A 26,373-nucleotide genomic window follows, 5' to 3' on the forward strand; every position below is an offset into this window, starting at 1 on the left:
CTGAGTGATCTGCTGTGCCTGAAATGTAAACATCTCCTCCGTGACATAGACAGTTCCAATTGGATAAGAAACAGAGCGAACCCCACCCGTTCTACGATCACCTGTGGAAGATGAAACAAATACCTGTTTCTTTTCCTCTTCACCTGACTCCTCTTTGGCGAACCTGAAATACTCAATACCCGTAAAGGCCTCAAGAATTTTGATCTTTTCGATCACAGCCTTAATTTCTAGCTGGCTGGCAGTCGGTTCACGAGATGGGATGGGCTGACCACCTGCACCGCCATTGTTACTGGCGATAAATTCATTATTGGGCTTTTCCCAAGAATAGGAGAAGCGAACCTGATAACCCATGGTAGAGAGGTCTTCTACCCGTTCGTCAAAACTCTTGAGCGTACTGGTGTCGGCCCAGGCAGCCACCAGGCTATCTATTAATGCAATCTGTCCCTGACGGCTGGTTGTCGACTTGTAAACGGCCAGCACATCCTGAAGATCGCTATTAATCATCGCTGCCTGCCGCAGATCGCGCACAGCACCGGAGCCAGTCATTTCAGGCAACGCGGCTACTTCAGAGCTGATCTCAATCGTGTCAGAAAACTCTCGATAAAAGGTATTCTTTACAAAATTAATGCTACCTACCGCACTATTCACAGACTCCCCGCTCTGAACGTCGGTATGCGTGTAGGAGCCTGTCGCGGTAATAATATTACCGTTATTTCCATAGCCGCTTTCAACGCTCTGTAACCCGATACCGGTAATTCCCAGCTCGTCTAGCGTCTTGAGCTCTGACGTCTGAGAAATACCGTCTTGGTTAGCATCACGCCAAACCTTGACCACGTTAAAGTTCTCATCCGCTACGTCAAAGATGCCGTCGGCGTTACTGTCCAGATCAGCCAGAGCTTCAAAACCGTTAGTGGCCTTGACACCATTGGACATCACCCGGTCCACACCAAACAACTCAGTACCATTATTGATAATGTTGTCGCCATTGAGGTCCATGACCAGCAAACCGTCATCAGAGCCAACCCACCCAGTACCGGTCTTATGACCGTCGCCATCATGATCGAAAACAATTCCGATATTGCTGGATACCGTTTCGATTCCGTCACCGTCAAGATCAAGAATCAAAGGGTCGACAAACTGAAGCGCAGCACTTAACTGGGAATACGTACCAAAACCGACTCCAGGATGTCCAAGTTTCTGTTTTAGCCACTCAGCGTGAGACAAGTCTGACTGCGATTCAATCCATTCGCCACGCGTTTTCATGAGTTGGCCGGTCCACGACCCCTCTACCAAGTTATAGAAAGTCTCCGCAATATCAGTGAGACTCTGACCTACAATTTTTGCACCTTGTTCAGTTTCCAGGGTCCAGCCGCCCTCAGGGGTATAGGTCGCTTTCGGTTGCCCTGTCAGTTCTATCGCACCATAGGGACTTTTTATGCCGATTTCGGGGCCGGATATCTCTGCCTTGGTCAGAGTGGCACCGCCACCGTTCACCTGCCCAGACAGCTCTACCGAAGCGCCGCCAGGCAGGCCAACAGAGATACCAACCTCCCCGTTCCCATTACCTTTTACCGTTGTATTACCTGCCCCCCAAGTATAGGAAAGTTCTCCACCAGAATATCCGACTTCATTACCATTTTTGTCTGAAACCTTGATAGCTCCGCCGGTACCAATATTCAGAGTATTTCCCGCTGAATCTTTGACCGTAATGCCGTCAGCCCCAATCGACACGCTCATAACCAAACCCCTTTCAATATAGAGAGTAAATCTGTTAACCAGCACCGGCATCACGATCCCAAGATCGCAGAAGCACACCAAACACAACTAAACGCTTAGTTAAAAAACAACCACTAGAAGCGAAACATTAAACTACCGCTCCCTCAAACTCTCCGACGCATGCTGCTGCAACGGACTCAGGAAATACTCAATAACCCGCCGCTTGTTAGTCTTAACTTCCGCCGTCACCGCCATACCCGGCGACAACTTGATATCCACGCCATTGATATTCAGCGTGTCGCTGTTAAGGCGGATCTTGCTGCTGTAGATCAAGCCGCGTTTTTCGTCTTCGATGGCGTCACTGGAGACGCTGATGACTTCGCCTTCGATGGTGCCGTACTTGGTGAAGGTGAAGGTTTCGACTTTGACGGTAACGGGCTGGCCGGCGCGGACGAAGCCGACGTCCTTGTTTTCCAGCATGGCTTCCACTTCCACGGGCTGGCCATCGGGGACGAGGACCATCAGGGGTTGTGCGGGGGTGACGACGCCGCCGACGGTGTGGACGTTCAGTTGCTGAACAGTGCCATCCACCGGCGCTTCGAGGGTGGTGAGGTCTTCCTGGTAACGGGCCTTGGTCAGGTCCTGGCTGAAGGTGGCGATTTTCTGGTCGGCCTGCTGCAGCAGGTCGAGCATGGCGCGACGGGTTTGGGCGACCACGCCTTCGCGACGGCGTTCGGCTTCCTGGCGGGCGGCGGTGGATTGCAGGACGCTGGCCTGTTGCACACTGAGTTGTCGCTCAAGATCGAGACGAGCCTGTTCCTTTTCCAGGTAGGCGTGGCGAGCGATGTATTGTTTTTTCAGCAGGTTTTCGTAGTCGTTGGCCAGTTTGGTGGCGATCGGCAGGGTTTTCTGCAGGCTCGCGACCTGGATGCGTGCCGCCTGGATATCGGCCTGGCGTTGCTGGATTTCGGCTTCGGCCAGGTCGAGGCTGCTGCGGTACTCCTGATACTGGCCTTGCAGCCAGCGCTCGGCAGCAAGGACATGTTCGGGATCGGCATCGCGAATGATACCGGTCAGGTCCCGCGGTGGTTTGCGCTGGTTGATGGCATCGAGCATGGCGGCGGCACGGGCGTTGTCGATACGTGCTGCCAGCAGGTCGCTGCGTACCCTCCCGACATCGGCATCGGCGGCTGTGGAGTCCAGTTCCAGCAGCAACTGGCCAGCCTTGACCGACTGTCCGTCACGCACATGAATCGCCTTGACCACCGCCGTCTCGCTGGACTGGATGGTTTTGGTCTTGCCGCTGGGGATGACCTTGCCGCTGGCGGTGGCCACTACATCTATCCTGCCCAGGCAGGCCCAGAGCAAGGCCAGCGCAGCAAAAACCATGATCGCCCACATGAAGATTCTTGGTGCGGGGTGGCTGGGTTTGTCCTGCAACTCCAGGGCTGCGGGCAGGAATTGCACTTCATGGGCCAGACGCTTGGGCGCATCCATTTCATGGCGGCGACGCCAGGACTGACGCCATACCCGGCGATAACGTTGCAGCAGTCCGTTTGATTCGGCGTTAGACATGACCGCCTCCTTGCTGCAGGCGATGCAGACGTGAGTAATGGCCAGCCTGATGCGTCAGCAGTTCGGCGTGGGTACCTTGTTCGACGATCTGCCCGCGATCGACGACCACGATACGGTTGGCATCGCGCACCGCCGACAACCGGTGAGCAATGATGATGACGGTGCGGCCCTTGCAGATGGCCTGCATGTTCTGCTGGACGATGCGTTCGGACTCATAGTCCAGCGCACTGGTGGCTTCGTCGAAGATCAGGATGCGCGGGTTGCCCATCAGGGCACGGGCAATAGCGATACGTTGGCGCTGACCACCCGAGAGCGAGGCACCATGCTCACCGACCATGGTGTCGTAACCTTCCGGCAACTCCAGAATGAAGTCGTGAGCACCGGCCAGCTTGGCCATTTGCATCACGGTTTCCAGCGGCGCGCCGGCATCGCTCAGGGCAATGTTTTCGCGGATGCTGCGGTTGAACAGCATGTTGTCTTGCAGCACCACACCGATTTGTCGACGCAGCGAGGACACGTCAGCCAGAGCGAGGTCCATGCCATCCACCAGCACGCGACCACGTTCGGGGACATAAAGCCGCTGCAACAGGCGTGTCAGGGTGCTTTTGCCCGACCCCGAGCGCCCCACGACACCAATCACCTGGCCCGGCATGATGGTGAGGTTGATGCCGCGCAGGATCTCAGAACCGTCCGGGCGATAGCGGAAATGCACCTGATCGAACTCGATACGCCCCTTGATGGGCGGCAAGGCGCTGCGGGTGGCCTGGGAAAGTTCGTTACGGGTATTGAGGATGTCGCCCAGACGCTGAACAGAGACACCGGTCTGCTGGAAGTTGGTCCACAGTTGCGCCAGGCGCATGATCGGCTGGGCCACACGCCCGGCCAGCATATTGAAGGCAATCAACTGGCCCACCGAAAGCTGGCCGTCGATCACCAATCGGGCGCCGAACCACAAGGTCGCGACGGTGACCAGCTTGCCGATCAAGGAGACGCTTTCGTTGGCAATGGTCGACAGGTTCTGGGTCTTGAAACCGGCAGCGACATACCCCGCGAGCTGGTTGTCCCACTTGCGGATGGCCTGGGGTTCCACGGCCATGGACTTGAGGGTGTCGATGCCGTTGACGGTTTCCACCAGGAAGGCCTGGTTCTCGGCACCACGGGCAAAGCTGTCGTTGAGGCGTTTGCGCAGCACCGGGGTAATCAGCACCGACACCAGCACGTAAAGCGGCAGCGATAGCAAAACGATCAAAGTCAGCCAGCCGCTGTAGTAGAACATCACTGCAATGAAGACCACGGAGAACAGCACATCCAGCAGCAGGGTGATGGCGTTGCCAGTCAGGAAGTTGCGGATGTTTTCCAGCTCCCGAACCCGCGCCACCGAATCCCCCACGCGACGCGCCTGAAAGTACGACAGCGGCAAGGTAATCAGGTGACGGAACAATTTCGAGCCGAGTTCGACATCGATGCGGCTGGCGGTGTGGGCAAATACATAGGTGCGCAAGCCCGACAGCGCCGACTCGAACAGCATGACGCCAGCCAGGCCGATGGCGATCACGTCCAGCGTCGTCAGGCCGTGGTGGACCAACACCTTGTCCATGACCACCTGAAAGAACAGCGGCGTGATCAGGGAGAATATCTGCAGCACAAAGGACACCAGCATCACTTCGCCCAGCAGCTTGCGGTATTTGACGATGGCCGGGATGAACCAGGTGAAATCGAAACGGGAGGACTCACCCGGCGTACCGGCTTCAGAGCGGATCAGCACCAACTGGCCGGTCCAACGCTCTTGCAAGGCCTCGAAGGTAATGACTTCCGGACGCTGGGCGAGAGGGTCATGGATCAACGCCTTGCCTTGGTCCAGACGCGCAATGATAAAGAAGCCGCCGTTGTTATCCGCCGCGATGGCAGGCAATGGCGTACGGTCCAGACGTTCTGTGCTGGTTTTGGCTACCTTGGCCTTGAGACCGAGCTTGCGGGCGGCCAGCAGCAGGCTTTCCAGGGACAGGTTCTGGTCAGGGCTGCCGAACTCATGGGCGAGTTGGTCGGGGGACGCCGCCACCTGATGAAAGCGGGCAAGCATGACCAGCGAGGCCAGGCCAGTGTCGAGGCGCGGGGCGCTTTCGGGCACCGCAGTGCCCATTCCTGAATCGTTCATAGCGCTTCCCTGCCGACATGCCACCTGGATGGGCAAATCTGATCAAGTTGTTAAATAGTAGCAATAAGCCACTGTGACGAATATCACATTTTTGGAAACTAATGTATCGACATCGTTACTTTTGAGCTACACAACCTCAAAAACCTCGCTCAAAGCCCTGGCGGCAGAAAATCCCGGGCCGGGTCATAGTCCTGTTTCAGGTATAACGCGAGCGCCTTGAGGTCATCGGGGCCGAGGGTGCCAGCCGCCTGTTTAAGCCTGAGATTGTCGAGAATGTAGTCATAACGGGCATCGTTGTAGTCGCGAACGGCCGCGTACAACTGGCGTTGGGCATTGAGCACGTCAGCAATATTGCGCGAACCGACATCCACCCCCACCTGGTTGGCTTCCACGGACTTCTGACCAGACACAATGCTTTGCCGGCGAGCCGTAATCTGCTCTATCCCGGCGTTGATACCGCGAAAGGCATTGCGCGTGTTCAACACCACTTCCCGACGACGGTCTTCCTGTTCGTCCTGGCTCTGATAAAGGCGCTCGGTGGACTCCTTGATCTGGGAGTTGGTCATCCCGCCCGAATAAAGAGGAATGCTCAGCTCGATACCGATGCTGCTTTGCGCAACCTTTTCGCGATAGCCGTTACTGCCGAAGTCGGTAGGGTTGCTGTAGCCAAAACTGTCGTTGTCGCCCTTGCGGTAGGAGGCTACGGCGTCGATGGTCGGCGCATGCCCGGCCTTGCGCTGGTTGAGCGTCTGTTCGGCGGCACTGACCGCATGCTCGCTGGCCTGCAACTCCAGATTCTGCCGCACGGCGGTATCCACCCAGGCGCGGGCATCATTAGGAACAGGTGCTTCGACCGGCAGTTGATGGCCCATGCCGGCAATCGAGGTGTACGTGTGTTTGGTCAGACGCTCCAGCGCCTCATAGGCATCGTCCACCCTTCGCTGTACCTGCTGACGGTTGGCGCGGGCATTGTCATAGGCAGCCTGCGCGTCATACACGTCGGTGATACTCGAAGCGCCATCTTCCAGACGCCCCTGGGCCTGGTCGCGCTGGCGCAGCAGTGCGGTTTCTTCAGCCTGGGCAGCAGCAAAACCGTCCAGTTGGCGCAGGGTTTCAAAGTAGGCCTGGGCGGCCGTGAGCACCAGGGTCTGCTCCCTGGCGGAAAGCTCCAGCTCGGCCTGGCTCACGCTGGATTGGGCAGCCTTCAATTGAAACCAGCGATCGATACGGAACAATGGCTGGTTGAGGTTGGCACGAAAGGTTGTGCCGCTGCGCTCGCGGCTCAACGCAGGTTCGTCACGCTCAAGACGAGTCACTTCGGAAGTCGCACCGGCAGTCAGATTAGGCAAAAGACCGGCCCGCGCCTGCGGCACCGCTTCGCGCTGGGCCTGATAGGCGTGACGTGCAGCCGACAATTGCGCATCGTTGAGCGCAGCCGACTGATAAACGCCTAACAGATCGGCATGTTGCCCAGGCAAATCACGGGATAAAGCCGACCCGCTGTATGCGCTGGCGCAACACAGGATGACCAGACCAAGGGAGAAATAGGGATTCATCTACGTTCCATGCGAGAAAGGAATTCCTGAGCGTCATTTAATTGGCTCGCCATGGGTTCGGCGCAAAGAACAAAAGCTTTAGGCAACAAAACCGGTATTTTTTGCAACAGGCCTGCGCCGCCTGAAATCGGTACAAAAAACTCTCGAAACAGCCAAGTCTTTGTTTTTCACGTTCACATTTGGACGCTAAGCTTGGGCCATGGATGACTCAGACTATTTACGCCTGCTCACGAGCCAGGCCGAACAAGCCAACGCCTTCCTTTCCAATGCGCGAAAGTGGGAGCGCGAGCGCTGGGTTTGTGAACGCCTGCTGCAAGGCTTGAACATCCCTCATCGCCATGAAGACTTTCTGCCTGCGGGTCAGGAGCCTCCCGATGTGCTGTTTCGCGACGCCTGTTTCGAGGTGTTCTTTGTGCTGGATGAAGGCCGGCGCCTAAATGATGAGTGGCGCGAGGAACTGGAGCGACGACGTAGCGCGTTCTCGCTGAGCCAGTTGGTGCGACGGGAGGCCAAACCCAAACGCATCCCGGCGTCCGAGCTGCTGCGCAGGCTGGCTCCCACGCTAAGCAAGAAGGCCAGCAATTACCGTGAGCGCGGCCTGAACCTGGGCGAGCTGGATATCATTGCGTTTGCCAGCCTCAAGCGTGAAGTGCTGGATCTCAACAGTCACTTTCCACCACCGACTGAATACCTGCGCCAGGGCTGGCGCTCGTTGTCGCTGGTCGGCCCGACCTTTGCGCGGGTATTGTTTGCTCATCCGGACGCTCCGGATTTTCTGCGGACCAACTTGGGACGCAGTGTCGTCTTTGATGTTGGAATCAGTTTATGAGCCCCTTGCAAGAACTGCTGGCCGATGTGCCTCAACAAGGCCTGGTGCGCTGGATCGGCGTGCGCCCGCAATCACGTCTCGACATGATCGAGCTGGATGCCGTGGAGGCGCGGCGCGAAGCTGGACTGACCGGCGACCACTCACGCCCCGGCCCGCGCAATGCCCGGCAGGTGACGCTGATTCAGTGGGAGCATCTGGCGGTGGTCAGTTCGCTATTGGGCAGGCCTATGGATAACCCTATCGTGCCCCAGGACCTGCGCCGCAATCTGGTCATCAGCGGCATCAACCTGTTCAGCCTCAAAGGCCGACGATTCAAGGTCGGTCAGGCAATCCTGGAAACCACCGGCTGGTGCCAGCCCTGCGCGCGGCTCGAACAACGCCTGGGCCACGGGACCTTCCAGGCCGTACGCGGCCATGGCGGAATCACCGCCCGAGTGATACAAAGTGGAATCATTCGACTGGATGACATGCTGCGAGTCGAACCATTGGAGCCACCAGCGATATAACGCACTGACAGCAGGCAACGTCTGCAAGAGGCAAAAATGAGCAGCCGTCTGAACCCGGACGACCAAAGCCGTGTCCAACACTACCTCAACGCCCCCCAGCATCAGGTTGAGCGCAGGCCTTTTCGGCCATGGCTGCTCCTTGTTCTGGTAATTGCCGTGGTCATCGGCCTGGGCTTGCTGAGCCGTTTACTGAGCTATCTGACGCTATGAGCTGCCTTGCGCTCGCGAAGATCGAGCTCCTGCCCCCGAATTCCTTAAACCTTCCGAGTAATCCTTATGACTCATCGTATTGTCATCGTTGGCGGAGGCGCTGGCGGTCTGGAGCTGGCAACCCGTCTGGGTAAAACCCTGGGCAAGAAAGGCACCGCCAGCGTGACGCTGGTGGACGCCAATCTGACGCACATCTGGAAACCCCTGCTGCATGAAGTGGCCGCCGGTTCACTCAACTCGTATGAAGACGAACTGAACTACGTGGCCCAGGCCAAGTGGAACAACTTCCAGTTTCAACTCGGGCGCATGACCGGTCTGGACCGTGAAAGCCGCCAGATTCACCTGGCCGCCACACTGGACGAAAACGGCGCAGAACTGGTGCCGGCACGCAGCCTGGGTTACGACTCGCTGGTGCTGGCCGTGGGCAGTACCACCAATGATTTCGGCACCAAGGGCGCAGCTGAGCACTGCCTGTTCCTGGACAGTCGCAAACAGGCAGAACGCTTCCACCAGCAACTGCTCAACCACTACTTGCGCGCTCACGCCGGACAAGCCGACAGCGCTCAGGAAATCACCGTGGCCATCGTCGGCGCTGGCGCAACCGGCGTGGAACTGGCCGCCGAACTGCACAACGCCGCCCATGAACTGGCGTCTTACGGACTGGGCCAGATCAAACCGGAAAACCTGCGCATCACCGTGATCGAAGCCGGGCCACGGGTGCTGCCTGCCTTGCCTGAACGCATTGGCGCACCGGTGCATAAAACCCTGGAGAAACTGGGCGTGACCGTGCTGACCAACTCGTCAGTCAGCGAAGTGACGGCCGAAGGCCTGGTCACGGCCAGCGGCCAGGTCATACCGGCGGTCCTGAAAGTCTGGGCGGCAGGCATTCGGGCCCCGGCCTTCCTGCATGAACTCGACGGGCTGGAAAGCAACCGCATCAACCAGTTGCAAGTGCTGCCGACTCTGCAGACCACCCGGGATGAAAACATCTTCGCCTTTGGCGACTGCGCCGCCTGCCCACAGAAAGGCACCGACCGCAACGTTCCGCCTCGCGCCCAGGCCGCTCACCAGCAGGCTTCGTTGCTGGTCAAATCACTGCGCCTGCGGATCGAAGGCAAGGAACTGCCGGAATACACCTACAAGGATTACGGCTCCCTGATTTCCCTGTCGAGTTTCTCGGCGGTGGGTAACCTGATGGGGAATCTGATGGGCAGCGTAATGCTTGAAGGCTGGCTGGCGCGGATGTTCTATATCTCGCTGTACCGTATGCACCAGATGGCGCTATATGGCACTTTCCGTACCTTGATGTTGATGCTCGGGAGCAAGATTGGTAAAGGGACCGAGCCACGGATGAAGTTGCATTAAGCTGTAAGCGTCAAGTTTCAATAAGCGCCTGGGGTCAGGCGCTTATTTGGTATTTTTTCATTTTTGAATACAGTGTCGGGCGACTTATTCCCAGCGCCAGAGCGGCTTTGGAGACATTGAAGTTCATGGCTTTCAGTGCAAGAAAGATGGCTTGTTTTTCGGCATCGTGCATCAAAGGCTGATCGAAATCAGGGCTTATGGCTTGATGGGAAACAGCGGACTGCCTGATAAGATCATTGATCTCATTGGTGTATTCATCCTCGGACTTGAAGCGTCGGGGAGCATTGGCCAACTGCCGAACGACCCGTTTCAATTGTGAAATATTTTCCTTCCAGTCCTGCTTTTTCAGAAGTTTGCAAAGGCGGACGGGAATGGCTGATCTTTTACCCTGCGCATGTTCTTCACGCCAGAAAAAGCTCGTATAAAGCTCCACATCTTTTGGCCTTTTTCGCAAAGGTGGAAGCTCAAGGTTATGACGACTCAATACTCCGAGCAGTTTGGGATGCAGTCTCTGCTCATGGAGTACGACGCCCATTGCATCGGTTGTTGCCATAAGAATCTTGAGCCCTGATGTGTGTTGATGCTCTTTCAAGGCCTGAAAAAGATACACCTGTATGGAGATGGGCAAAACATCAACACCGTCTATAAACAAAGTCCGGTTCTGGAAAATATCAGGATGAAACTCCCACCTGCCGACTTGATCGTCCGTCATGACGTAACACAGGATTTTTTCCTTGAAATCTGCGACAGACAATCGGGAACAGTCGATGACCCGCATTTCTTTATGAGTGCTTTCATCTACACCATGAAGCGCTTGTGCAAAAGTGCTCTTTCCGGTGCCGGGTTCTCCAGAGATCAACAGAGCCTCGTTCAAACCGACATACTGCTTTGCAGTCTCTATGGCATTCTGAAAGAGAGTGGACACTCCCAATAATTTATCGAACCCGATGCCTGACTCTTCCCTCAGACCTTGATCGGGAAGCGTGGACGCTGTAGAAAACCTTCTGAATATATTTACAACAGAAACGATTCTACCGTCGTCATCAGCAATGGGAATGGCCGTATCCACCAAGGGAATTTCGTCTTCACCTCGTAGAATGACAACCTTCTTGTTTACGTAGCCACGCTTTTGCGTAAAGACATCTCCGATGATCGGCTCAAACCCAAGCAAATCGCGAAACTGGCGTTTCGCATCGTCTATCTTGAGCATTTTCTTTCCGGCTTCATTTATATACTTCAGGAAACCTGACTGGTCGAGAACGAGCAAACCATCTTCAATCAGCCCACTGACGGCATCTCTTTCCCGGATGGATTGCCGGAGGAATATTGAGAATTTGTTGAGCAGGATATTCTGCCCAACCACGTGGACACCGATACGACCGACCGCTGACAGAATGTGTTTATCAACCTCGGCATGACAGTCTTTCTTTATTGAGACGACAAAAAACATATCGACCTGATCGGGAAGGATCTTCCAATAAAACAAATGCGTATGACTTTCGGATGAGGACAACACCCCTGAGTTTTCTTTCAGGTTTTCTGGCAGCACACCGGGAATGTAAACCAGACCGCGAGACACAACCATATTACTGTTGTGATCATAAAGGGCGAGCGAGAAATTATACTCGCCCCAAACAAGGCTAAGTACGTCCCCTATCAGGTTCAGCTCATCATCAAAATCACAAGACTCGCCGTGGTGTGATGCCTTCATTCCATTGATGCCCACTTCATAGCCTGCCATGTAGATTATCGCTCTCTTTCTACCATAAAATAATACCTACCTGCTGACTCGCTCAAAAGCGGCTAATATTTCACCGCTCCCGCCCAGCGAAGATATGACTGCACCTGCACAAATGTAAAGTTTTTTTACAACAATTCAAAAACACCCTTATTCCATTCTCTAAGAATAGATTTTTTTGTTCTTTGCCAAGTACTTGAGCGACTGATAGTTTACCGAACCAATTGTGAAGTCTCCATACGCTGAACGTACCCAGCAGTATCAAGGGATATCTCGCTTCCCACCATGGAGTCACTCAATGCTTGAAGCCAAAGAATTATATAAATTTTTTGGAGACAGAGCCGTATTGGACGGTGTATCCCTTTCTCTTGAAAAAGGAAAGGTACTGGCACTTTGCGGTCCCAGTGGTTGTGGAAAAAGCACTTTGCTACGGATCCTGAGCGGGCTTGAACCGTCCACTCGGGGCTCGGTGTTTCTTGGGGATATTCCCATCAATCGTGAAGCCTTGCGCAAGCCTGAAGTGCGGGGACGTATTGGCTTTGTTTTCCAGCGCCCGGCGCTCTACCCCACTATGCGAGTGATGGAAAACATCACGCTGGCCTTGCGCAAAGTCAGGCAGCTTTCTCATCAGGATGCAGAAGAAAAAGCCTATGAAGCGCTGGGTAAGGTTCGCCTTACCGACAAAAGTACAGCCTGGCCCGCTACGCTGTCCGGTGGCCAGGCCCAGCGCGCGTCAATCGCCCGCGCACTCGCACTTGAGCCTGACGTGTTGCTACTGGATGAACCCACTTCTGCCCTGGACCCGGAACTTGTCCACGAAGTGCTCGACGTCATGCGCGGCCTGGCTCGCGGCGGCACAACGATGGCCGTGGCCACTCATGAACTCGCCTTTGCCAGGGAAGTGGCGCATGAAGTTGCCTTTTTCGACCACGGGAAAAACCTGGAGACACAACCTGCCGAGGACTTTTTCAAACGTCCGCAAACGGATCGGGCCGCTCGCTTTATCGAAAGCATCTTACATCGCTAGCTGGGCTTCACAGTCCGTGACATGCATGCCTTAGCTGATCGGCATTAATCCGCTGGAATGACTTTATTCCGAGACAACTTACTAGATATTTATATGGAGCAAGCCTATGAAAAGAAAATTGTTGTGGGCAGGAATTCTCGCGATCTCTTCTTTTCTTTCTTTGCCCACCATCGCAGCCGAAACGGTATCGGTGCTGGATCAAGTCAAGCAGCGCGGCAAACTGGTCATTGGCGTAGATCCCAGCGCACCGCCCATGGCGCAGATCGGCGCGGACGGTAAAAGTGTCGGTTTCGCTCCGGACCTTGCCAGGGCCGTGGCCAAAGAGCTGAATGTGAGTGTCGAGTTCAAGCCCATTTCCGGAGCCGTTCAGATTCCCTCCATCAAGAACGGCGACATCGATGCGATGTTCGGGTCGACCACACCCACTGTAAAACGTGAGCAGGTACTGGATTTCACCATCGTTTATAACTGGGACTATGTAGTGCCGCTGGTTCGGGCCGGTGACAGTGGCGATATCAAGACCTACACGCCACCCAAACGTGTTTCCACGTCCAAGAACAATTACGCGGCTCAACTCTTCAAAGACCTTGTGCCGACCGGCCAGGTGACGTTCTTTGACAACTACAGCGATGCCGTTGAAGCCCTGCGCTCCAATCAGACAGATGCCGTGCTGCTCAACAGTTTTTCAGCCAAGGCCTACGCCAAACGTTATGGCGACAGCCTGAAGATTGGCGAAGCATTCTTTACCGATCCACAGGCAATCATCGTGCGACAGAACGATTCACTCTGGCGTAATTATCTGAACCATACCATTCAGAAGATCTGGGCCCGTGGCGAGTTTGCCGAACTGTACGAAAAGCATTTTGGCTACAAACCTGAATTCACCCTCTGGTCTCAATACAGACTGCAGCCAGGTATCGAGAATTGATATCGTTCTGGGATGAGGCGGGCACTCTGTTCGCCTCGGCGTTTACCACGACTCTGCTTTTGGCCGTCATAAGCCTGGGCATTACTGCAATCCTCAGTGCGCCTGTCGCTCTGGCACTGCATGCCAGGTCTGCATGGGCCCGGGGATATGTAGACCTCGCGATAAAAGTCCCTTTGATCGTCAAACTTTTCGTGTGCTTTTATCTTCTGCAACTCAATCCACTGATATGCGGAGTCATTGCGCTTGTACTGCATCAAGTCGGGTATTGCGCCGAAATCCTGTCGGGAGGGCTGAGAGCCGTTCCCACCGAGTATGAAGACGCAGCTCTGAGTTCAGGTTTGTCATGGTCGAGAACCGCTTTTTCAATCCGGCTACCGGAAGCCTTGCGTCTGGTCGCTCCCTCGCTGGTACTGCAAACCGCAGAAATCATTAAAAACACCTCGATAGTCTCGCTCATTGGTGTTGTAGAACTCACCGGCGCATCGGAAACATTGCAGTCTCAAACCTTTGAATACTTGCGCGGTTTCCTCGCCGCAGCGGCCTCCTATGCAGTGCTGACACTCCCGATAATGGCCGCCGGCTATTTCATGGAAAAAAGATTACGGAGCAGGATATGAAAACCGTCCTGTCCATTATTGGCAGATACCGATTGCTGATCATCCCGGCTCTTTTTGGTGTATGGGCTCTGATCGATCCGATCTGGAAAGAACTGGCTTCGTCCTGGCCGTTTTTTCTGGAGGGTCTTTATACGACAGCCATCTATTCCCTGGCAGGCGTAGTACTGGGTTTGCTCTTCGGTGGATTATTGGCAAGTCTGCGGCTTGCCGGAGGCCTTGCGGGTTTTATCGGGGGCTTCATTGTTGTAGCCACTCAAGCCGTGCCGCCGCTCTTCATTATCAGCGCAGCCTATCTGGTATCACCGGAGGTATTACCGTTCAGAGTGACACCCGCAACGGCCGCAGTCGTGGCACTGACCGTGATCGGGGGAAGCTATTATTGCGAAGCCCTGCGCAGTGCAATCGCGGGAGTCGAACAGCTACAGATCGAAGCCGCTGAAATCACCGGTTTGTCACGTAGAACAACATTGCTTCGCATCATATTGCCCCAGGCGCTTATCTCCTGCGTCCCGGCGCTGGGCGCGATCTCCATTGTGGTTTTCAAGCTGTCCACACTTCTTTATCCACTCGGAATTACCGACTTCTTCAGAACAACCGTACTGGTGAATAACCGGGTGGTTGCGCCTTGGCAGTGCTACGCACTTATTGCCGGTTTTTACTATGTCATGAGCGATGTTCTGCAGTGGGTCATCAACCGGATATCCGCACGCATTTCCGGCAATTCAACCCTGGAGCACGAGAACCAGAGCGCCAAAGTTGCCGTTAGTTGAAACCTCATACAAGGAGTAGACCATGACCACTCAACGCCAACTGCACCTGGCTGCATTCGGCGCTCTTGGGGGTAACCATATTGCCTCCTGGCGTCATCCGAAAGCCGACACTGCCCAGGTGCTCAGCGCCGCCTACTACAAAGACTTCGCCCGACTGGCCGAGCGAGGTCTTTTCGACCTGATCTTTTTCCCGGACATTCTGGCCGTCGCACAGGACCGGGATAAAGACGGCTTTAAAAACATTGCCAAGGGCATTCCCTTTCGGGCGGAACCTATCAGCACGCTCGCACTGATTGCCGGTGTAACGGAGCATATTGGTCTGGTGGGCACGGTATCGACAGCACACACGCAGCCCTTCAATGTTGCCCGCACCTTCGCCTGGCTGGATCATCTCAGCGGCGGGCGCGTCGGCTGGAATATCGTGACGACTGCCAGTGAAGCGGAGTCGCGCAACTTCGGGACAAGCCTGCCGCCCCATGACGAGCGGTACGCACGCGCTGAAGAGTTTGTCGCCGTGGTACGAAAGCTTTGGGACAGCTGGAAGGATGATGCCATTCTCGGCGACAAGGAGAACGCACGGTTTGCCGATCCGGCACGGGTGAATCCCGTCGGCCATGAAGGCCGGTTCTATAAGGTTGAAGGCCCGCTTAACGTACCTCGCTCACCTCAAGGCCATCCCGTGCTGTTCCAGGCTGGCGCTTCCGATGTCGGCAGAAGCTTTGCTGCCCAGACTGCCGATGCCGTGTTCTTTGCAGCTCAGACTCGCGAGGACGCGCAACGAATCGGCTCGGATATCCGTCGGCTGGCGCAGCTCCACGGGCGATCGGCCGAAGGGGTACGCCTGCTGCTGGGTGTTCTGGTTATTGTCGGTGAGACCGAAGAGCAGGCCCGTGAGAAACAGGCCGAACTGGGGCGTTTGCTGGAACCCGAGGTGGGTAGAGCCCTGTTATTTGAACTCATTGGTGTCGACCTGTCTGACTGGCCGCTGGACGGCCCGTTTCCAGAACTCGATCCCGCGGCCGTTCCCGGTATTAAAAGCCGATATGAATTACTTCGGGACATGGCGAAACGTGAGCAGATGACGCTCAGGCAGGTCATCGAGCGCGTCGCCAGCGCGGCAGGTCATCTTGTAGTGGTGGGTAATCCACAGCAGGTAGCCGACCAATTGCTGGACTGGTTCGATGCGGGGATCGTGGATGGCTATGCGGTCATGTGGCCACATCTGCTGGGAGGCATGCAGGACTTCGTCGACCTGGTCATACCTGAACTGCAACGACGTAATGCTTACCGCACCGCTTACACGGGCAATACGCTGCGCTCGCACCTGGAGTTGCCCGATATCGATTTGCCGGCGTGAAGCCGAGGGCAAATGCCCGGCAAAGCAAAGCCCCATCTCAAGGCAGGTGGGGCTAAAAGGATTGGGTCAGATTTTTTGACCCGAGACTTACACAATGAACTCTGGGTAATTGATAGACAGCGGAATTTCTTTATGCGGATTGAAAGAGTCGTAGGGATTTGAAATATGCCCTTTCTTGGTCGGATGCCGCGTAAAGAAAATCAGCATGTCCCGCGTGGCTCGTGAATCACTCACGGAGGCATGAACAGGCGAGAGACTGTGTTTGCGTTCGTGATCGACGATCAGCAATGTATCCAGAAACTTTTTGTGCTGTGCCTGCCCCAGACGATATTCGGGGTTGGCTTCATTCCAGCGGGTGCCATTCTTTTCTCTGTTGTCATGGATAAACGTGATCGCACTGTTATCCGTAATATTCTCTTTGCCCAACAGAGTTGTCATCGTATGGTCGACCCCATCGGCATGCACTCCCTCCAGGGCAGGCTCTCCGAGCAATTCAGGTGTCGTGATGGTTCTCAAGTTGAAAACCGTGGACACCAGGCTGGTGGAATCATAATCAAGGCTTGGCCGCGGGCTTATAGAAGTGTCCTTGATCAAGTAGGCCTTGAAAAGCAGCAGCGCTTGAAACGCACGGTTCAATTGCAGGTCGTCACCAATCCCCCTGAACTCTCTGACTTTCCCCGAGTCATGGCGAACAAAGTCTTCCTGGGCAGAAAGAACAAAAGGTTGAAACTCTATCCTGTTGATCTTTGAGTTGGCGAAGTCCAGCTCAAAACGCCCGTTCCTTGATTCGCGAAAAGGCAGGGTTGGATCAGGAGGCAGATTATCGCTGACACTCTTGAGCGCTTCAAGATCCTCGTCCGTGGCCCCCAGGCCTTTTACGATTCTCGTTACATCATCCCCGTCCAGAGAAATGAAGCTTTCCCTGACATACGCGGATTTTACTTCAGACAAAAAACTGACCAGATTAAAACTACCCATTTTAAACCTCATTTAAATGATTGCTGCCATGCACTGATGAGTTTGATATCACTGAGACGTTTGGCCACGAGGATACGTGGACCACTTACTTAATATGCTTCACCCCTCCTACACCATTGACAATCCCGAAAACCAAACTCAAAATCCTTTATCACTTTATGTCTTCAGGGAAGAACATGTTAAAAGCCAGGTTTCACAATAATGCCGTCCTGCTTATTTCCTGCCTGTTCGTTGTGCTGTGGTCCACCGGCTTTATCGTTGGAAGAATGATCGTTGGCTCCGCGTCTCCCAACATCTTTCTTGCCAGTCGTTTTTTTCTTTCCTTTTTACTGTTCACTTTCGCAGCGGCCTTGCTGAAAAAAATATGGCCTCCACTTAATGAGTGGCACAAGCACATATTCGCGGGCCTGCTCATTAACGGTCTTTATCTGGGCGGAAGCTACTGGGCCATTTCAAAAGGATTGCCCGCCGCCCTGATGGCTCTGCTGGGTGCCCTGCAACCGCTGCTGACGGTCGTGATTTCGATAGCCTTTCTGAAGGGAAGAATCGCGCCCCTTCAAGCGCTGGGCATCTTCATTGGACTTTCCGGCGTAACCCTTGTCCTTTCCCCGTCATTTCAAACAGGCAGCCACATTGATTACTCGTTTTCAGTCTTGCTGATTGCCATACTTTCCGTTTTCTCGATAACGTTTGGCACCATCCTGCAAAAGACTTCACTTGGAAAGTCTGAACTTCTGCCCTCCATGGCCATACAGAACCTGTTTTCATCGGTTGCTGCACTGATATTTATCCTGCTCCTTGACGAGTCACACCTGATCGTCAATGCAAACTTTATATTTTCTCTTGCCTGGGCCGTATTGGTCTTATCAGGATTGGGAACGCTGTCCCTGGTCTGGCTGATCAGAAACGGGGACATGACCAAGACAACATCCCTGTTACTACTCGCTCCGCCTTTGGCGGCATTAGAGGCTTGGGCCTTTTTTGGAGATAAGCTCGTGCCGATACAGATTGCCGGGTTTATCCTTTCATTACTGGGCGTCTGGTTTTGCAGGGTAAAAGTTGCTCCCCCTATTACCCAATAGCTCTGTGAATCACTTCTGTTTGCCGATAATTCCTCAGCGAAACCGCTGAGGAATTATCGCAACCCTCACCCGGACTTGTGGCCCCGTGAGAAACTCCAGATCTTGTGGACCTCCATTATTGAAAATGGTGAGTTTTAACTCCATCTGATTGTGTCGTCAGGCGTGTTTTATTTCTTGTGAAAATGTAGAGCAGATAATAAGCACGGGCTAATATTTGGCAACTATCATTTTTCAACATGATTATTCCAGCCTGGAATATACTTCGACTTACACGTGGTTCTGTAAAGAAACATTACACTGGCGTGTAATTTTTCAGAGTTTATTTTCCACGCAAATAACCTTATAACTTCTTTTTATAAGAATACTTCGGGTAGTTTTTATCTGGGGGCCGGACTCTTCGCGAATGAATTCGCTCCTACGCCGTTTTCAACGCATAACTGCACGTCCGTGTAGGAGCGAAACTGCTTATTGTGCGGCGAGCACAGCAGGAGGCGTGTTCTTTTTCATCGCCAATATCAGGCCAGCCATGATGCACAGCGCACCGATTGTCCCTGCAAGCCCCAACGATTCCCCAAAGAAAGAGAATGCAAACAGGGTGGCAAAAAGAGGATCACTGGTTTCAATGATCTGCACCTTGCTCGCCTCGCCCTGATCTACAGCCTTGGTCGTGAAGTAAAAACCGCCAATAGTGGGCAGCAGTACCAGTGCAGCGATAGCCAGCAGAGCAATGCCACCTGGAAATACAAAGCCCTCTCTGAGCAAAGGCACCAGCAGATAAAGGCTGCCAAAACCAAAGAGCCAGACCAGTTGTGGCAATCCACTCCCCACGTTCATCAATTTGGAAGTGAAGATGAACAAGGCATAACCCAGGCCACCCAGCAGCGCGAGGGTGATGCCAAGGTAGCTGCCGCTGATCTCGCCTTCGTAGCTCAGAATCAGGTAGACCCCCGCAAGGATGGATGTAAAAGCGATGACTTTGTACAGCCCGATTCGCTCACCCAGGAAAATGGCAGACAGAACGATGGTCATTGCGCCCGCGGCGTAAAGCAGAAACGCTACCAGCGGTATGGAAGCCTCTTCAAAGGCCCATGTCTCAAAAAAGTAGAGGCAGAATATTCCCAGAAAGGCGAGCACGGCGAATTGAGGCCACTTGTTGGCCAGCGCGAGGGTTTCTCGCCTGCGTACCTGGCTGGTAGCGCAATAGAGGGCAATGACCAGAAAGGCTACGAAGCATTTCCAGAATGCGATCTGATTGGAGGTTGCCCCGTGAGCAAAGCCCACGCGGGTGAAGGCACCGATAGTACCGTTCAGAATCGCGGCAATCAGTGCATAAAACTCGGGGCGTTTGAATAAGCTGGTACTCATGGATATTCCTTACCTGGAAATGAAGTAGCCGCCTCTTGCATGAGCTGCGGCGATGCTTCCTTGCACAGTGCGCTGATTTTTATAGCGCACAAAAGAAAAATGCCCAGCTTCAGCAACTACGCTAAGGCCAGGCACTTTTCAATTCGCATCAGAAGTAAAAACTCTACTTCTGCGCTGATGTATGGTCGGGGTAAGGGGATTCGAACTCCTGACATCCTGCTCCCAAAGCAGGCGCGCTACCGGACTGCGCTATACCCCGTTGAAATCAAGACACCTCAACAAGCTGCCTGCGATCTGATGCGAATGGCATCAGATCTTTAAGATTCGGCTTCAAAGATCACTTTGAAGCCAAAAATGGTGGGTCGTGTGGGATTCGAACCTACGACCAATTGGTTAAAAGCCAACTGCTCTACCAACTGAGCTAACGACCCAAATTATGGTCGGGGTAAGGGGATTCGAACTCCTGACATCCTGCTCCCAAAGCAGGCGCGCTACCGGACTGCGCTATACCCCGACTGAAACTGCATTGAACCTTGTGAAATCTGGCTCCACGACCTGGACTCGAACCAGGGACCCAGTGATTAACAGTCACTTGCTCTACCAACTGAGCTATCGCGGAACTTCGGACTTCAGATTCAACTTACTGCCTTGAATCAACTCGCTGTTAACTCGTTAATTCAACCTCTTTGACTTTGCCCGCTTCGTTTGCAACGTTGCGTTCACGTCTCTGAGGCGCGCTATTCTACATTTTCAAAAACACCTGTCAACCCTCTAAATTGCTTTTAAGACAATGATTTGCGATTTTTTTTCAGATCGCCTGTGCACTCCCTGCAAACCCGATTCCTGCACCGCCAGTCGCCACGATGAAAAAGGGCCCTCGCCAGGAGAGCCCTTCCGTTCAGCTATATATAGAAGCGATCAGCCAAACACGATCTCGTCATCCACCACCTTGCCGGTGATGCTGGAGCCAGGCACGAGGCTGCCCGACAGAATCAACTGAGCCAGCGGGTTTTCGATCCAGCGCTGGATCGCACGCTTGAGAGGCCGTGCGCCATACACCGGGTCGTAACCAATGGCGATCAGCTTGTCGAGGGCTTCCGGACTCAAGGTCAGGGAAAGCTCGCGCTCGGCAAGACGGCTGCGCAGACGTCCCAGCTGGATTTCCGTGATGCCCGCGATCTGATCCCGGGCCAGCGGCTCGAAAATCACCACTTCATCGATCCGGTTGATGAACTCCGGACGGAAATGCGTGCTGACCGCATCCATCACCGCAGCGCGCTGGGCTTCACGATCACCCACCAGTTCCTGGATCTGCGCCGAGCCCAGGTTGGAGGTCATGACGATCACGGTATTACGGAAATCCACCGTACGACCATGGCTGTCTGTCAGGCGACCATCTTCCAGCACTTGCAGCAGGATGTTGAAGACATCGGTGTGGGCCTTTTCGACCTCATCGAGCAGGATCACCGAATACGGCTTGCGACGCACCGCCTCGGTCAGATAACCGCCCTCTTCATAGCCGACATAACCCGGTGGCGCACCGATCAGGCGAGCGACGGAGTGTTTCTCCATGAACTCGGACATGTCGATCCGCACCATGGCCTCTTCGGTATCGAACAGGAATTCCGCCAGCGCCTTGCACAGCTCGGTCTTGCCGACACCGGTCGGGCCCAGGAACATGAACGAACCGCTCGGACGATTGGGATCGGACAGCCCGGCACGAGAACGACGCACGGCACTGGCCACCGCCACAACGGCTTCGCTCTGGCCGATGACGCGCTTGTGCAGCAGGCTTTCCATCTTAAGCAGCTTCTCACGCTCGCCTTCGAGCATTTTCGAGACAGGAATGCCGGTCCACTTGGAAACGACTTCGGCAATTTCCTCCTCGGTCACACGGCTGCGCAGCAACTGGTTTTCCGGCTTGCCGTGCTGATCGACCATTTGCAGGCTGCGTTCCAGATCAGGAATGATGCCGTACTGCAATTCAGCCATGCGATTCAGGTCACCGCGACGGCGTGCCGCCTCCAGCTCCTGGCGCGACTGCTCGATTTTCTGCTGGATCTGAGCCGAGCCCGTCACTTCGGCCTTCTCCGAAGCCCAGACTTCTTCGAGGTCAGCGTATTCACGCTCCATGCGCTCGATATCGAGCTGCAATTTCTCCAGACGCTTGATCGCGGCTTCGTCCTTTTCCTTCTTGAGGGCCTGGGATTCGACCTTCAACTGGATCAGGCGACGCTCAAGACGATCCAGCACCTCAGGCTTGGAGTCGATTTCCATGCGAATACGGCTGGCGGCTTCGTCGATCAGGTCGATGGCCTTGTCCGGCAACTGGCGGTCGGTGATATACCGATGGCTCAGCTTGGCAGCGGCGATGATCGCACCGTCGGTAATCCCGACTTTATGGTGAACCTCATAACGCTCTTTCAAGCCACGCAGAATGGCGATGGTGTCTTCTTCGCTGGGCTCTTCCACCAGCACTTTCTGGAAGCGACGCTCAAGGGCAGCGTCCTTCTCTATATATTGGCGATACTCGTTGAGCGTGGTCGCACCGACACAATGCAACTCGCCACGAGCCAGAGCCGGCTTGAGCATATTGCCCGCATCCATCGAGCCCTCGCCTTTACCGGCGCCGACCATGGTGTGCAATTCGTCGATGAACAGGATGATCTGACCTTCCTGCTTGCTCAGTTCATTGAGCAGCGACTTCAGGCGCTCTTCAAACTCGCCACGGTATTTTGCACCGGCAATCAATGAGCCCATGTCCAGCGACAGCAGACGCTTGCCTTTGAGGCCGTCCGGCACTTCGCCGTTGATGATGCGCTGCGCCAGGCCTTCAGCGATGGCGGTCTTGCCCACGCCGGGTTCGCCGATCAGCACCGGGTTGTTCTTGGTACGCCGTTGCAGAACCTGAATGGTCCGGCGAATCTCGTCGTCTCGCCCGATCACCGGGTCAAGCTTGCCCTCTTCAGCGCGCTTGGTCAGGTCAACGGTGTACTTGTCCAGAGCCTGACGCGACTCCTCGACGTTAGGGTCATTGATCGCGCCGTCACCGCGCAGGTTATTGATGGCGTTCTCAAGAGCCTTCTTGCTCACGCCCTGGCCGAGCAACAACTTGCCCAGTTTGCTGTTCTCGTCCATGGCGGCGAGCAGCACCAGCTCACTGGAAATGAACTGATCGCCCTTCTGTTGCGCCAGACGATCCGCCTGATTGAGCAGGCGCGCCATATCCTGGGACATGTTGACGTCGCCGGTAGGGTTCTGGATCTTCGGCAGATGGTCGAGCTCTTTGCTCAACTCCTTGCGCAGGCTGTTGATGTCAAAACCTACCTGCAGCAATAGAGGCTTGATGGAGCCGCCTTGCTGTTCGAGCAGGGCATGCATCAAGTGCGCGGGCTCAATGGCTGGATGATCCATGCCAACGGCCAGCGATTGGGAATCTGATAAGGCCAGTTGCAATTTGCTGGTCAATCTATCGATACGCATTAGTCACCTTCCTTCAGAGCAGGCCGGAGCAATGAACACACCTATAACGAAAACCTGCTGGATAGTCAGTTAGATGCGGACGATTCTGCGGGTTTCAAGCTTGACTTGATTGATGCATATCAGCCTGACGCTGAAGCGGACTGCAATCAGGCTTGATCGATCCAGATCAGCGAGGCGAAACGGCCAGTGATGGCACTGCGGCGGTAGGAAAAGAAACGTGAGTCAGTGAACGTATCCAGCCCGCCGCCATGGACTGATAAAACACCATAGGCGGCAAGGCGCAAACGCGCAAGGGCGTAGATATCGGCCATGAAACGCCCGGCGTTGACGCTTGGGATAAAGGCATCGGCCGTTTGCGGATGGGTCGCCATGAAGGTTTCACGGACTTCCGGGCCGACCTCGAAAGAAGGCTGCCCGATGGCCGGGCCGAGCCAGACCATGATGTCTTCGGGGGCAACACGCAAACTGTCGGCCGTTGCCTCGAGCACACCTGCCGCAAGCCCTCGCCAGCCAGCATGAGCTGCGGCGACACGAGTGCCCTCGCGATTGCAGAACAGCGCGGGAAGGCAATCGGCGGTCATGATGGTGCAGGCAATGCCCGGCGTGTCGGTCCAGCTTGCGTCGGCTTCGGCCACCGAAGCAGGATCGGCATGCGAAACTGCGACGCCGTGCACCTGACGCAACCAGGCAGGCTGCACATTCAGTTGTGAGGACAGGTATTGACGGTTGCTGGCGACCGCTTGCGGGTTGTCGCCCACGTGATCGCCCAGATTGAAGCTGTCGAACGGCGCCTGGCTGGCTCCGCCCGAACGGGTGGTGACGCAGGATCTGACGTGCGCAGGCGCAGGCCAGTCTGGAATCAGCCAGTCACTCACCCGATGAACGCCTCGCGGTCCTGCTTGAGCAACGACAGCAACCAGACGAAATCGTCAGGCAGCGGCGACTCCCAGCTCATGCGCTGGCCTGTGACCGGGTGATCCAGCTCAAGGAAACGGGCATGCAGCGCCTGACGCGGGAACGTCTTCAACGACTCGACCATGGTCTGGCTGGCCGCTGGCGGGATACGGAAGCGCCCGCCATAGGCAGGATCGCCCACCAACGGGTAGTTGATGTGCGCCATGTGTACGCGAATCTGGTGAGTACGACCGGTTTCCAGCTTGACCCGCACATGAGTGTGGGAGCGGAAGCGCTCAAGTACGCGGTAATGACTGACCGCCTGCTTGCCGCCTTCCATCACGGCCATGCGCTGACGCTGCTGGCCGTGACGCCCGATCGGCGCATCGATCTTGCCGCCAGCAGTGACGACACCGATGACGATGCATTCATAGATACGACTGACACTGCGGCTTTGCAACTGCGTGACCAGTTGTGTCTGAGCCTGGAGCGTCTTGGCGACCACCATCAGGCCTGTGGTGTCCTTGTCAAGACGATGCACGATGCCAGCACGCGGCACGTTGATGATGTCGGGAACGTGATGCAGCAAGGCATTGAGCAAGGTGCCGTCGGCATGACCCGCGGCAGGATGCACCACGAGGCCGGCAGGTTTGTTGATCACCAGGATCTGGTCGTCTTCGTAGACGATATCCAGCTCGATATCCTGGGCAACCCACTCGCCCTGAGCTTCCTGCTCGGCAATAAGTTGCAGGACGGAGCCACCGTGAACGATGTCACGCGGGCGCAGGACACCGCCGTCCACAGTCAGACGGCCGTCCTTGATCCAGGCGGAAAGGCGCGAGCGCGAGTGCTCTGCGAATAATTGTGCGGCGACTTGATCGAGGCGTTGACCGCCCAATTCGGACGGCACCTCTGCGCGAAGTTCTATATTTTCGGACATGGCCAGACTAGAAGGCGCGGCTAGCCTTTGGTTTCGGCAGCGCGCTTGTGGTTAAATACGGCGTCTTTTGCCCCGCGGGTCTTGCGGGGCGCTCATCATAACAGGACGGCCCCGCCCAAGACAGCAGGCCGTTATAGGGACGCAAGCCGCCATGCAAGTGAAACACCTGCTGCTGATCGCCATCCTCGCACTGACTGCGGCCTGTTCGTCGAAGGAAGTCATCGACGAGAACCTCAGTGAAGTCGAGCTGTACCAGCAGGCGCAGGCCGACCTGGACAACAACAGCTACAACAGCGCCACCGAAAAACTCAAGGCGCTGGAGTCACGCTATCCGTTCGGTCGCTATGCCGATCAGGCACAACTCGAACTGATCTACTCGAACTACAAGAACAGTGAGCCCGAAGCAGCCAAATCCGCTGCCGAGCGCTTCATTCGTTTGCACCCGCAGCACCCCAACGTCGATTATGCGTACTACATGAAGGGCCTGACCTCCTTCGACCAGGACGTCGGCCTGCTGGCGCGCTTCCTGCCGCTGGACCAGACCAAGCGTGACCCGGGCGCTGCACGGGACTCGTTCAACGAGTTCGCCCAACTGACCAGCCGCTACCCGAACAGCCGTTATTCGCCTGACGCCAAGCAGCGCATGATCTACCTGCGCAACCTGCTGGCGGCCTACGAAATCCACGTAGCCGACTACTACCTGACCCGTCAGGCTTATGTCGCCGCCGCCAACCGTGGCCGTTACGTGGTGGAAAACTTCCAGGAGACGCCTTCGGTCGGCGACGGTCTGGCAGTGATGGTCGAGTCCTATCAGCGCCTTCACCTCGACGAGCTGGCAGCCACCAGCCTCGAAGTCCTGAAGACCAACTACCCGAACCACCCGCAACTGGCTGACGGCCAGTTCACGCCTCGTCAGGCCGAAGCCGACAACCGTACGTGGCTGTCGAAAGCGACGCTGGGCCTGATCAATGGCAGCGCACCGCTGCCACCGGGCGAAACCCGCGCCAACCAAGACATCCAGAAGCAGTACCAGGATGCCAAGGACGCCATCCCGAAAGAACTGTTGCCGGAAAACCAGGCAGAACTGGATGAGCAGGCCAGAGAAGCTGAAGAAGCGAAAGGCACCAAAAGCCGCTCCTGGTTCAGCTACATGACATTCGGCATGTTCGACTGAAACCGGTGATGACAACGAAGAGGCCTGCGGGCCTCTTTTTTATTTCTTGCGACCGAATTGCCTTGTCTGTCGGAGGCGGCTTGCCGGCGCCCTTCATTTGCCAGAGCC

General features: G+C 55.4%; 21 protein-coding genes and 4 tRNA genes. 12 read left to right on the top strand and 13 right to left on the bottom strand.

The features are described from left to right. The first annotated feature begins 804 nt into the window (after window positions 1–804). Window positions 805–1,155: a hypothetical protein gene (locus CKW23_RS26470; RefSeq protein ID WP_025261839.1), complete on the top strand. Its 351-nt coding sequence runs from the start codon at window positions 805–807 to the stop codon at window positions 1,153–1,155. 714 nt (window positions 1,156–1,869) lie between these two features. Here CKW23_RS26470 and CKW23_RS14010 read toward each other — a convergent pair. From CKW23_RS14010 to CKW23_RS14020, 3 genes are all read right to left on the bottom strand, one after another. Beyond that, on the bottom strand, window positions 1,870–3,291 hold the full coding sequence (locus CKW23_RS14010; protein WP_025261840.1) for an HlyD family type I secretion periplasmic adaptor subunit: 1,422 nt from the start codon (window positions 3,289–3,291) through the stop codon (window positions 1,870–1,872). Continuing rightward, on the bottom strand, window positions 3,284–5,446 hold the full coding sequence (locus CKW23_RS14015) for a type I secretion system permease/ATPase (RefSeq protein WP_025261841.1): 2,163 nt from the start codon (window positions 5,444–5,446) through the stop codon (window positions 3,284–3,286). The genes CKW23_RS14010 and CKW23_RS14015 overlap by 8 nt, the downstream gene beginning before the upstream one ends. Window positions 5,447–5,595: 149 nt before the next feature. Then, a complete protein-coding gene (locus CKW23_RS14020; protein ID WP_025261842.1) occupies window positions 5,596–7,002 on the bottom strand; it encodes a TolC family outer membrane protein in 1,407 nt (468 codons plus the stop codon). 199 nt (window positions 7,003–7,201) lie between these two features. Here CKW23_RS14020 and CKW23_RS14025 point away from each other — a divergent pair, with 199 nt between their 5' ends. The 4 genes from CKW23_RS14025 to CKW23_RS14040 all read left to right on the top strand — a co-directional run bounded on the left by CKW23_RS14025 (window position 7,202) and on the right by CKW23_RS14040 (window position 9,912). After that, a complete protein-coding gene (locus CKW23_RS14025) occupies window positions 7,202–7,831 on the top strand; it encodes a DUF1780 domain-containing protein (protein WP_025261843.1) in 630 nt (209 codons plus the stop codon). Beyond that, entirely contained in the window at window positions 7,828–8,337 is a 510-nt protein-coding gene (locus CKW23_RS14030) for an MOSC domain-containing protein (protein ID WP_025261844.1), read from the top strand. Before CKW23_RS14025 ends, CKW23_RS14030 begins: the two co-directional genes overlap by 4 nt. A gap of 36 nt (window positions 8,338–8,373) precedes the next feature. Further along, the gene (locus CKW23_RS14035; RefSeq protein ID WP_038400033.1) at window positions 8,374–8,547 is read left to right on the top strand and encodes a DUF3094 family protein; all 174 of its coding nucleotides are present in this window, start codon (window positions 8,374–8,376) and stop codon (window positions 8,545–8,547) included. Window positions 8,548–8,613: 66 nt separating this feature from the next. Beyond that, entirely contained in the window at window positions 8,614–9,912 is a 1,299-nt protein-coding gene (locus tag CKW23_RS14040; RefSeq protein WP_095067750.1) for an NAD(P)/FAD-dependent oxidoreductase, read from the top strand. Window positions 9,913–9,946: 34 nt separating this feature from the next. On the opposite strand, the gene CKW23_RS14045 is transcribed toward CKW23_RS14040, so the two are convergent. Then, window positions 9,947–11,653 carry a sigma 54-interacting transcriptional regulator gene (locus tag CKW23_RS14045; protein ID WP_095067751.1) on the bottom strand — a complete coding sequence of 569 codons (1,707 nt, stop codon included), beginning with the start codon at window positions 11,651–11,653 and terminating at the stop codon, window positions 9,947–9,949. A gap of 295 nt (window positions 11,654–11,948) precedes the next feature. On the opposite strand from CKW23_RS14045, the gene CKW23_RS14050 reads away from it, so the two are divergent. The 5 genes from CKW23_RS14050 (at window position 11,949) to CKW23_RS14070 (ending at window position 16,349) form a co-directional block, all read left to right on the top strand. Further along, window positions 11,949–12,677 (top strand): amino acid ABC transporter ATP-binding protein, encoded by a 729-nt coding sequence (locus CKW23_RS14050; protein ID WP_025261847.1) that lies wholly within the window; start codon window positions 11,949–11,951, stop codon window positions 12,675–12,677. Window positions 12,678–12,783: 106 nt separating this feature from the next. After that, the gene (locus CKW23_RS14055) at window positions 12,784–13,605 is read left to right on the top strand and encodes an ABC transporter substrate-binding protein (protein ID WP_095067752.1); all 822 of its coding nucleotides are present in this window, start codon (window positions 12,784–12,786) and stop codon (window positions 13,603–13,605) included. Then, window positions 13,602–14,222, top strand: a complete 621-nt coding sequence (locus tag CKW23_RS14060; RefSeq protein ID WP_159918427.1) for an amino acid ABC transporter permease — start codon at window positions 13,602–13,604, stop codon at window positions 14,220–14,222. The genes CKW23_RS14055 and CKW23_RS14060 overlap by 4 nt, the downstream gene beginning before the upstream one ends. Beyond that, entirely contained in the window at window positions 14,219–14,992 is a 774-nt protein-coding gene (locus tag CKW23_RS14065; RefSeq protein ID WP_095067754.1) for an ABC transporter permease subunit, read from the top strand. The genes CKW23_RS14060 and CKW23_RS14065 overlap by 4 nt, the downstream gene beginning before the upstream one ends. Before the next feature lie 22 nt (window positions 14,993–15,014). Then, window positions 15,015–16,349, top strand: a complete 1,335-nt coding sequence (locus tag CKW23_RS14070) for an LLM class flavin-dependent oxidoreductase (protein ID WP_095067755.1) — start codon at window positions 15,015–15,017, stop codon at window positions 16,347–16,349. An 87-nt stretch (window positions 16,350–16,436) separates the two neighbouring features. Here CKW23_RS14070 and CKW23_RS14075 read toward each other — a convergent pair whose 3' ends face one another. Beyond that, window positions 16,437–17,327: a 2OG-Fe dioxygenase family protein gene (locus CKW23_RS14075; RefSeq protein WP_095067756.1), complete on the bottom strand. Its 891-nt coding sequence runs from the start codon at window positions 17,325–17,327 to the stop codon at window positions 16,437–16,439. Window positions 17,328–17,503: 176 nt separating this feature from the next. On the opposite strand from CKW23_RS14075, the gene CKW23_RS14080 reads away from it, so the two are divergent. Beyond that, a complete protein-coding gene (locus tag CKW23_RS14080; RefSeq protein WP_159918428.1) occupies window positions 17,504–18,409 on the top strand; it encodes a DMT family transporter in 906 nt (301 codons plus the stop codon). Window positions 18,410–18,874: 465 nt separating this feature from the next. Here CKW23_RS14080 and CKW23_RS14085 read toward each other — a convergent pair whose 3' ends face one another. The 8 genes from CKW23_RS14085 to rluD all read right to left on the bottom strand — a co-directional run bounded on the left by CKW23_RS14085 (window position 18,875) and on the right by rluD (window position 25,091). Beyond that, window positions 18,875–19,774, bottom strand: a complete 900-nt coding sequence (locus tag CKW23_RS14085) for a DMT family transporter (RefSeq protein ID WP_025261854.1) — start codon at window positions 19,772–19,774, stop codon at window positions 18,875–18,877. A 182-nt stretch (window positions 19,775–19,956) separates the two neighbouring features. Continuing rightward, window positions 19,957–20,033 (bottom strand) — tRNA-Pro (locus CKW23_RS14090). 96 nt (window positions 20,034–20,129) lie between these two features. After that, window positions 20,130–20,205, bottom strand: a tRNA-Lys gene (locus CKW23_RS14095). A gap of 6 nt (window positions 20,206–20,211) precedes the next feature. Further along, window positions 20,212–20,288 (bottom strand) — tRNA-Pro (locus CKW23_RS14100). A gap of 29 nt (window positions 20,289–20,317) precedes the next feature. Then, a tRNA-Asn gene (locus CKW23_RS14105) sits at window positions 20,318–20,393 on the bottom strand. A gap of 299 nt (window positions 20,394–20,692) precedes the next feature. Next, window positions 20,693–23,257, bottom strand: a complete 2,565-nt coding sequence (gene clpB / locus CKW23_RS14110) for an ATP-dependent chaperone ClpB (RefSeq protein WP_095067758.1) — start codon at window positions 23,255–23,257, stop codon at window positions 20,693–20,695. Window positions 23,258–23,403: 146 nt separating this feature from the next. Then, complete coding sequence (pgeF, locus tag CKW23_RS14115) at window positions 23,404–24,132, bottom strand: peptidoglycan editing factor PgeF (RefSeq protein ID WP_095067759.1); 729 nt, start codon at window positions 24,130–24,132, stop codon at window positions 23,404–23,406. Beyond that, the gene (rluD, locus tag CKW23_RS14120; RefSeq protein ID WP_095067760.1) at window positions 24,129–25,091 is read right to left on the bottom strand and encodes a 23S rRNA pseudouridine(1911/1915/1917) synthase RluD; all 963 of its coding nucleotides are present in this window, start codon (window positions 25,089–25,091) and stop codon (window positions 24,129–24,131) included. The genes pgeF and rluD overlap by 4 nt, the downstream gene beginning before the upstream one ends. A gap of 151 nt (window positions 25,092–25,242) precedes the next feature. On the opposite strand from rluD, the gene CKW23_RS14125 reads away from it, so the two are divergent. After that, window positions 25,243–26,265 carry an outer membrane protein assembly factor BamD gene (locus CKW23_RS14125; RefSeq protein ID WP_095067761.1) on the top strand — a complete coding sequence of 341 codons (1,023 nt, stop codon included), beginning with the start codon at window positions 25,243–25,245 and terminating at the stop codon, window positions 26,263–26,265. The last annotated feature ends 108 nt before the right edge of the window (window positions 26,266–26,373 follow it).

Source organism: Pseudomonas sp. Irchel 3A18 (genome assembly GCF_900187465.1).
GTDB lineage: Bacteria > Pseudomonadota > Gammaproteobacteria > Pseudomonadales > Pseudomonadaceae > Aquipseudomonas > Aquipseudomonas cichorii.

What these genes read in the sequence shown, in the direction of transcription:
- CKW23_RS14010 (WP_025261840.1), bottom strand. Translation starts at nt 3,291, where the DNA reads ATGTCTAACGCCGAATCAAACGGACTGCTGCAACGTTATCGCCGGGTA.
- CKW23_RS14075 (WP_095067756.1), bottom strand. Translation starts at nt 17,327, where the DNA reads ATGGGTAGTTTTAATCTGGTCAGTTTTTTGTCTGAAGTAAAATCCGCG.
- clpB (WP_095067758.1), bottom strand. Translation starts at nt 23,257, where the DNA reads ATGCGTATCGATAGATTGACCAGCAAATTGCAACTGGCCTTATCAGAT.
- CKW23_RS14025 (WP_025261843.1), top strand. Translation starts at nt 7,202, where the DNA reads ATGGATGACTCAGACTATTTACGCCTGCTCACGAGCCAGGCCGAACAA.
- CKW23_RS14045 (WP_095067751.1), bottom strand. Translation starts at nt 11,653, where the DNA reads ATGGCAGGCTATGAAGTGGGCATCAATGGAATGAAGGCATCACACCAC.
- CKW23_RS14070 (WP_095067755.1), top strand. Translation starts at nt 15,015, where the DNA reads ATGACCACTCAACGCCAACTGCACCTGGCTGCATTCGGCGCTCTTGGG.
- CKW23_RS14125 (WP_095067761.1), top strand. Translation starts at nt 25,243, where the DNA reads ATGCAAGTGAAACACCTGCTGCTGATCGCCATCCTCGCACTGACTGCG.
- rluD (WP_095067760.1), bottom strand. Translation starts at nt 25,091, where the DNA reads ATGTCCGAAAATATAGAACTTCGCGCAGAGGTGCCGTCCGAATTGGGC.
- CKW23_RS14040 (WP_095067750.1), top strand. Translation starts at nt 8,614, where the DNA reads ATGACTCATCGTATTGTCATCGTTGGCGGAGGCGCTGGCGGTCTGGAG.
- CKW23_RS14080 (WP_159918428.1), top strand. Translation starts at nt 17,504, where the DNA reads ATGTTAAAAGCCAGGTTTCACAATAATGCCGTCCTGCTTATTTCCTGC.
- CKW23_RS14035 (WP_038400033.1), top strand. Translation starts at nt 8,374, where the DNA reads ATGAGCAGCCGTCTGAACCCGGACGACCAAAGCCGTGTCCAACACTAC.
- CKW23_RS14055 (WP_095067752.1), top strand. Translation starts at nt 12,784, where the DNA reads ATGAAAAGAAAATTGTTGTGGGCAGGAATTCTCGCGATCTCTTCTTTT.
- CKW23_RS14065 (WP_095067754.1), top strand. Translation starts at nt 14,219, where the DNA reads ATGAAAACCGTCCTGTCCATTATTGGCAGATACCGATTGCTGATCATC.
- CKW23_RS14050 (WP_025261847.1), top strand. Translation starts at nt 11,949, where the DNA reads ATGCTTGAAGCCAAAGAATTATATAAATTTTTTGGAGACAGAGCCGTA.
- CKW23_RS14020 (WP_025261842.1), bottom strand. Translation starts at nt 7,002, where the DNA reads ATGAATCCCTATTTCTCCCTTGGTCTGGTCATCCTGTGTTGCGCCAGC.
- CKW23_RS14015 (WP_025261841.1), bottom strand. Translation starts at nt 5,446, where the DNA reads ATGAACGATTCAGGAATGGGCACTGCGGTGCCCGAAAGCGCCCCGCGC.
- CKW23_RS14030 (WP_025261844.1), top strand. Translation starts at nt 7,828, where the DNA reads ATGAGCCCCTTGCAAGAACTGCTGGCCGATGTGCCTCAACAAGGCCTG.
- CKW23_RS14085 (WP_025261854.1), bottom strand. Translation starts at nt 19,774, where the DNA reads ATGAGTACCAGCTTATTCAAACGCCCCGAGTTTTATGCACTGATTGCC.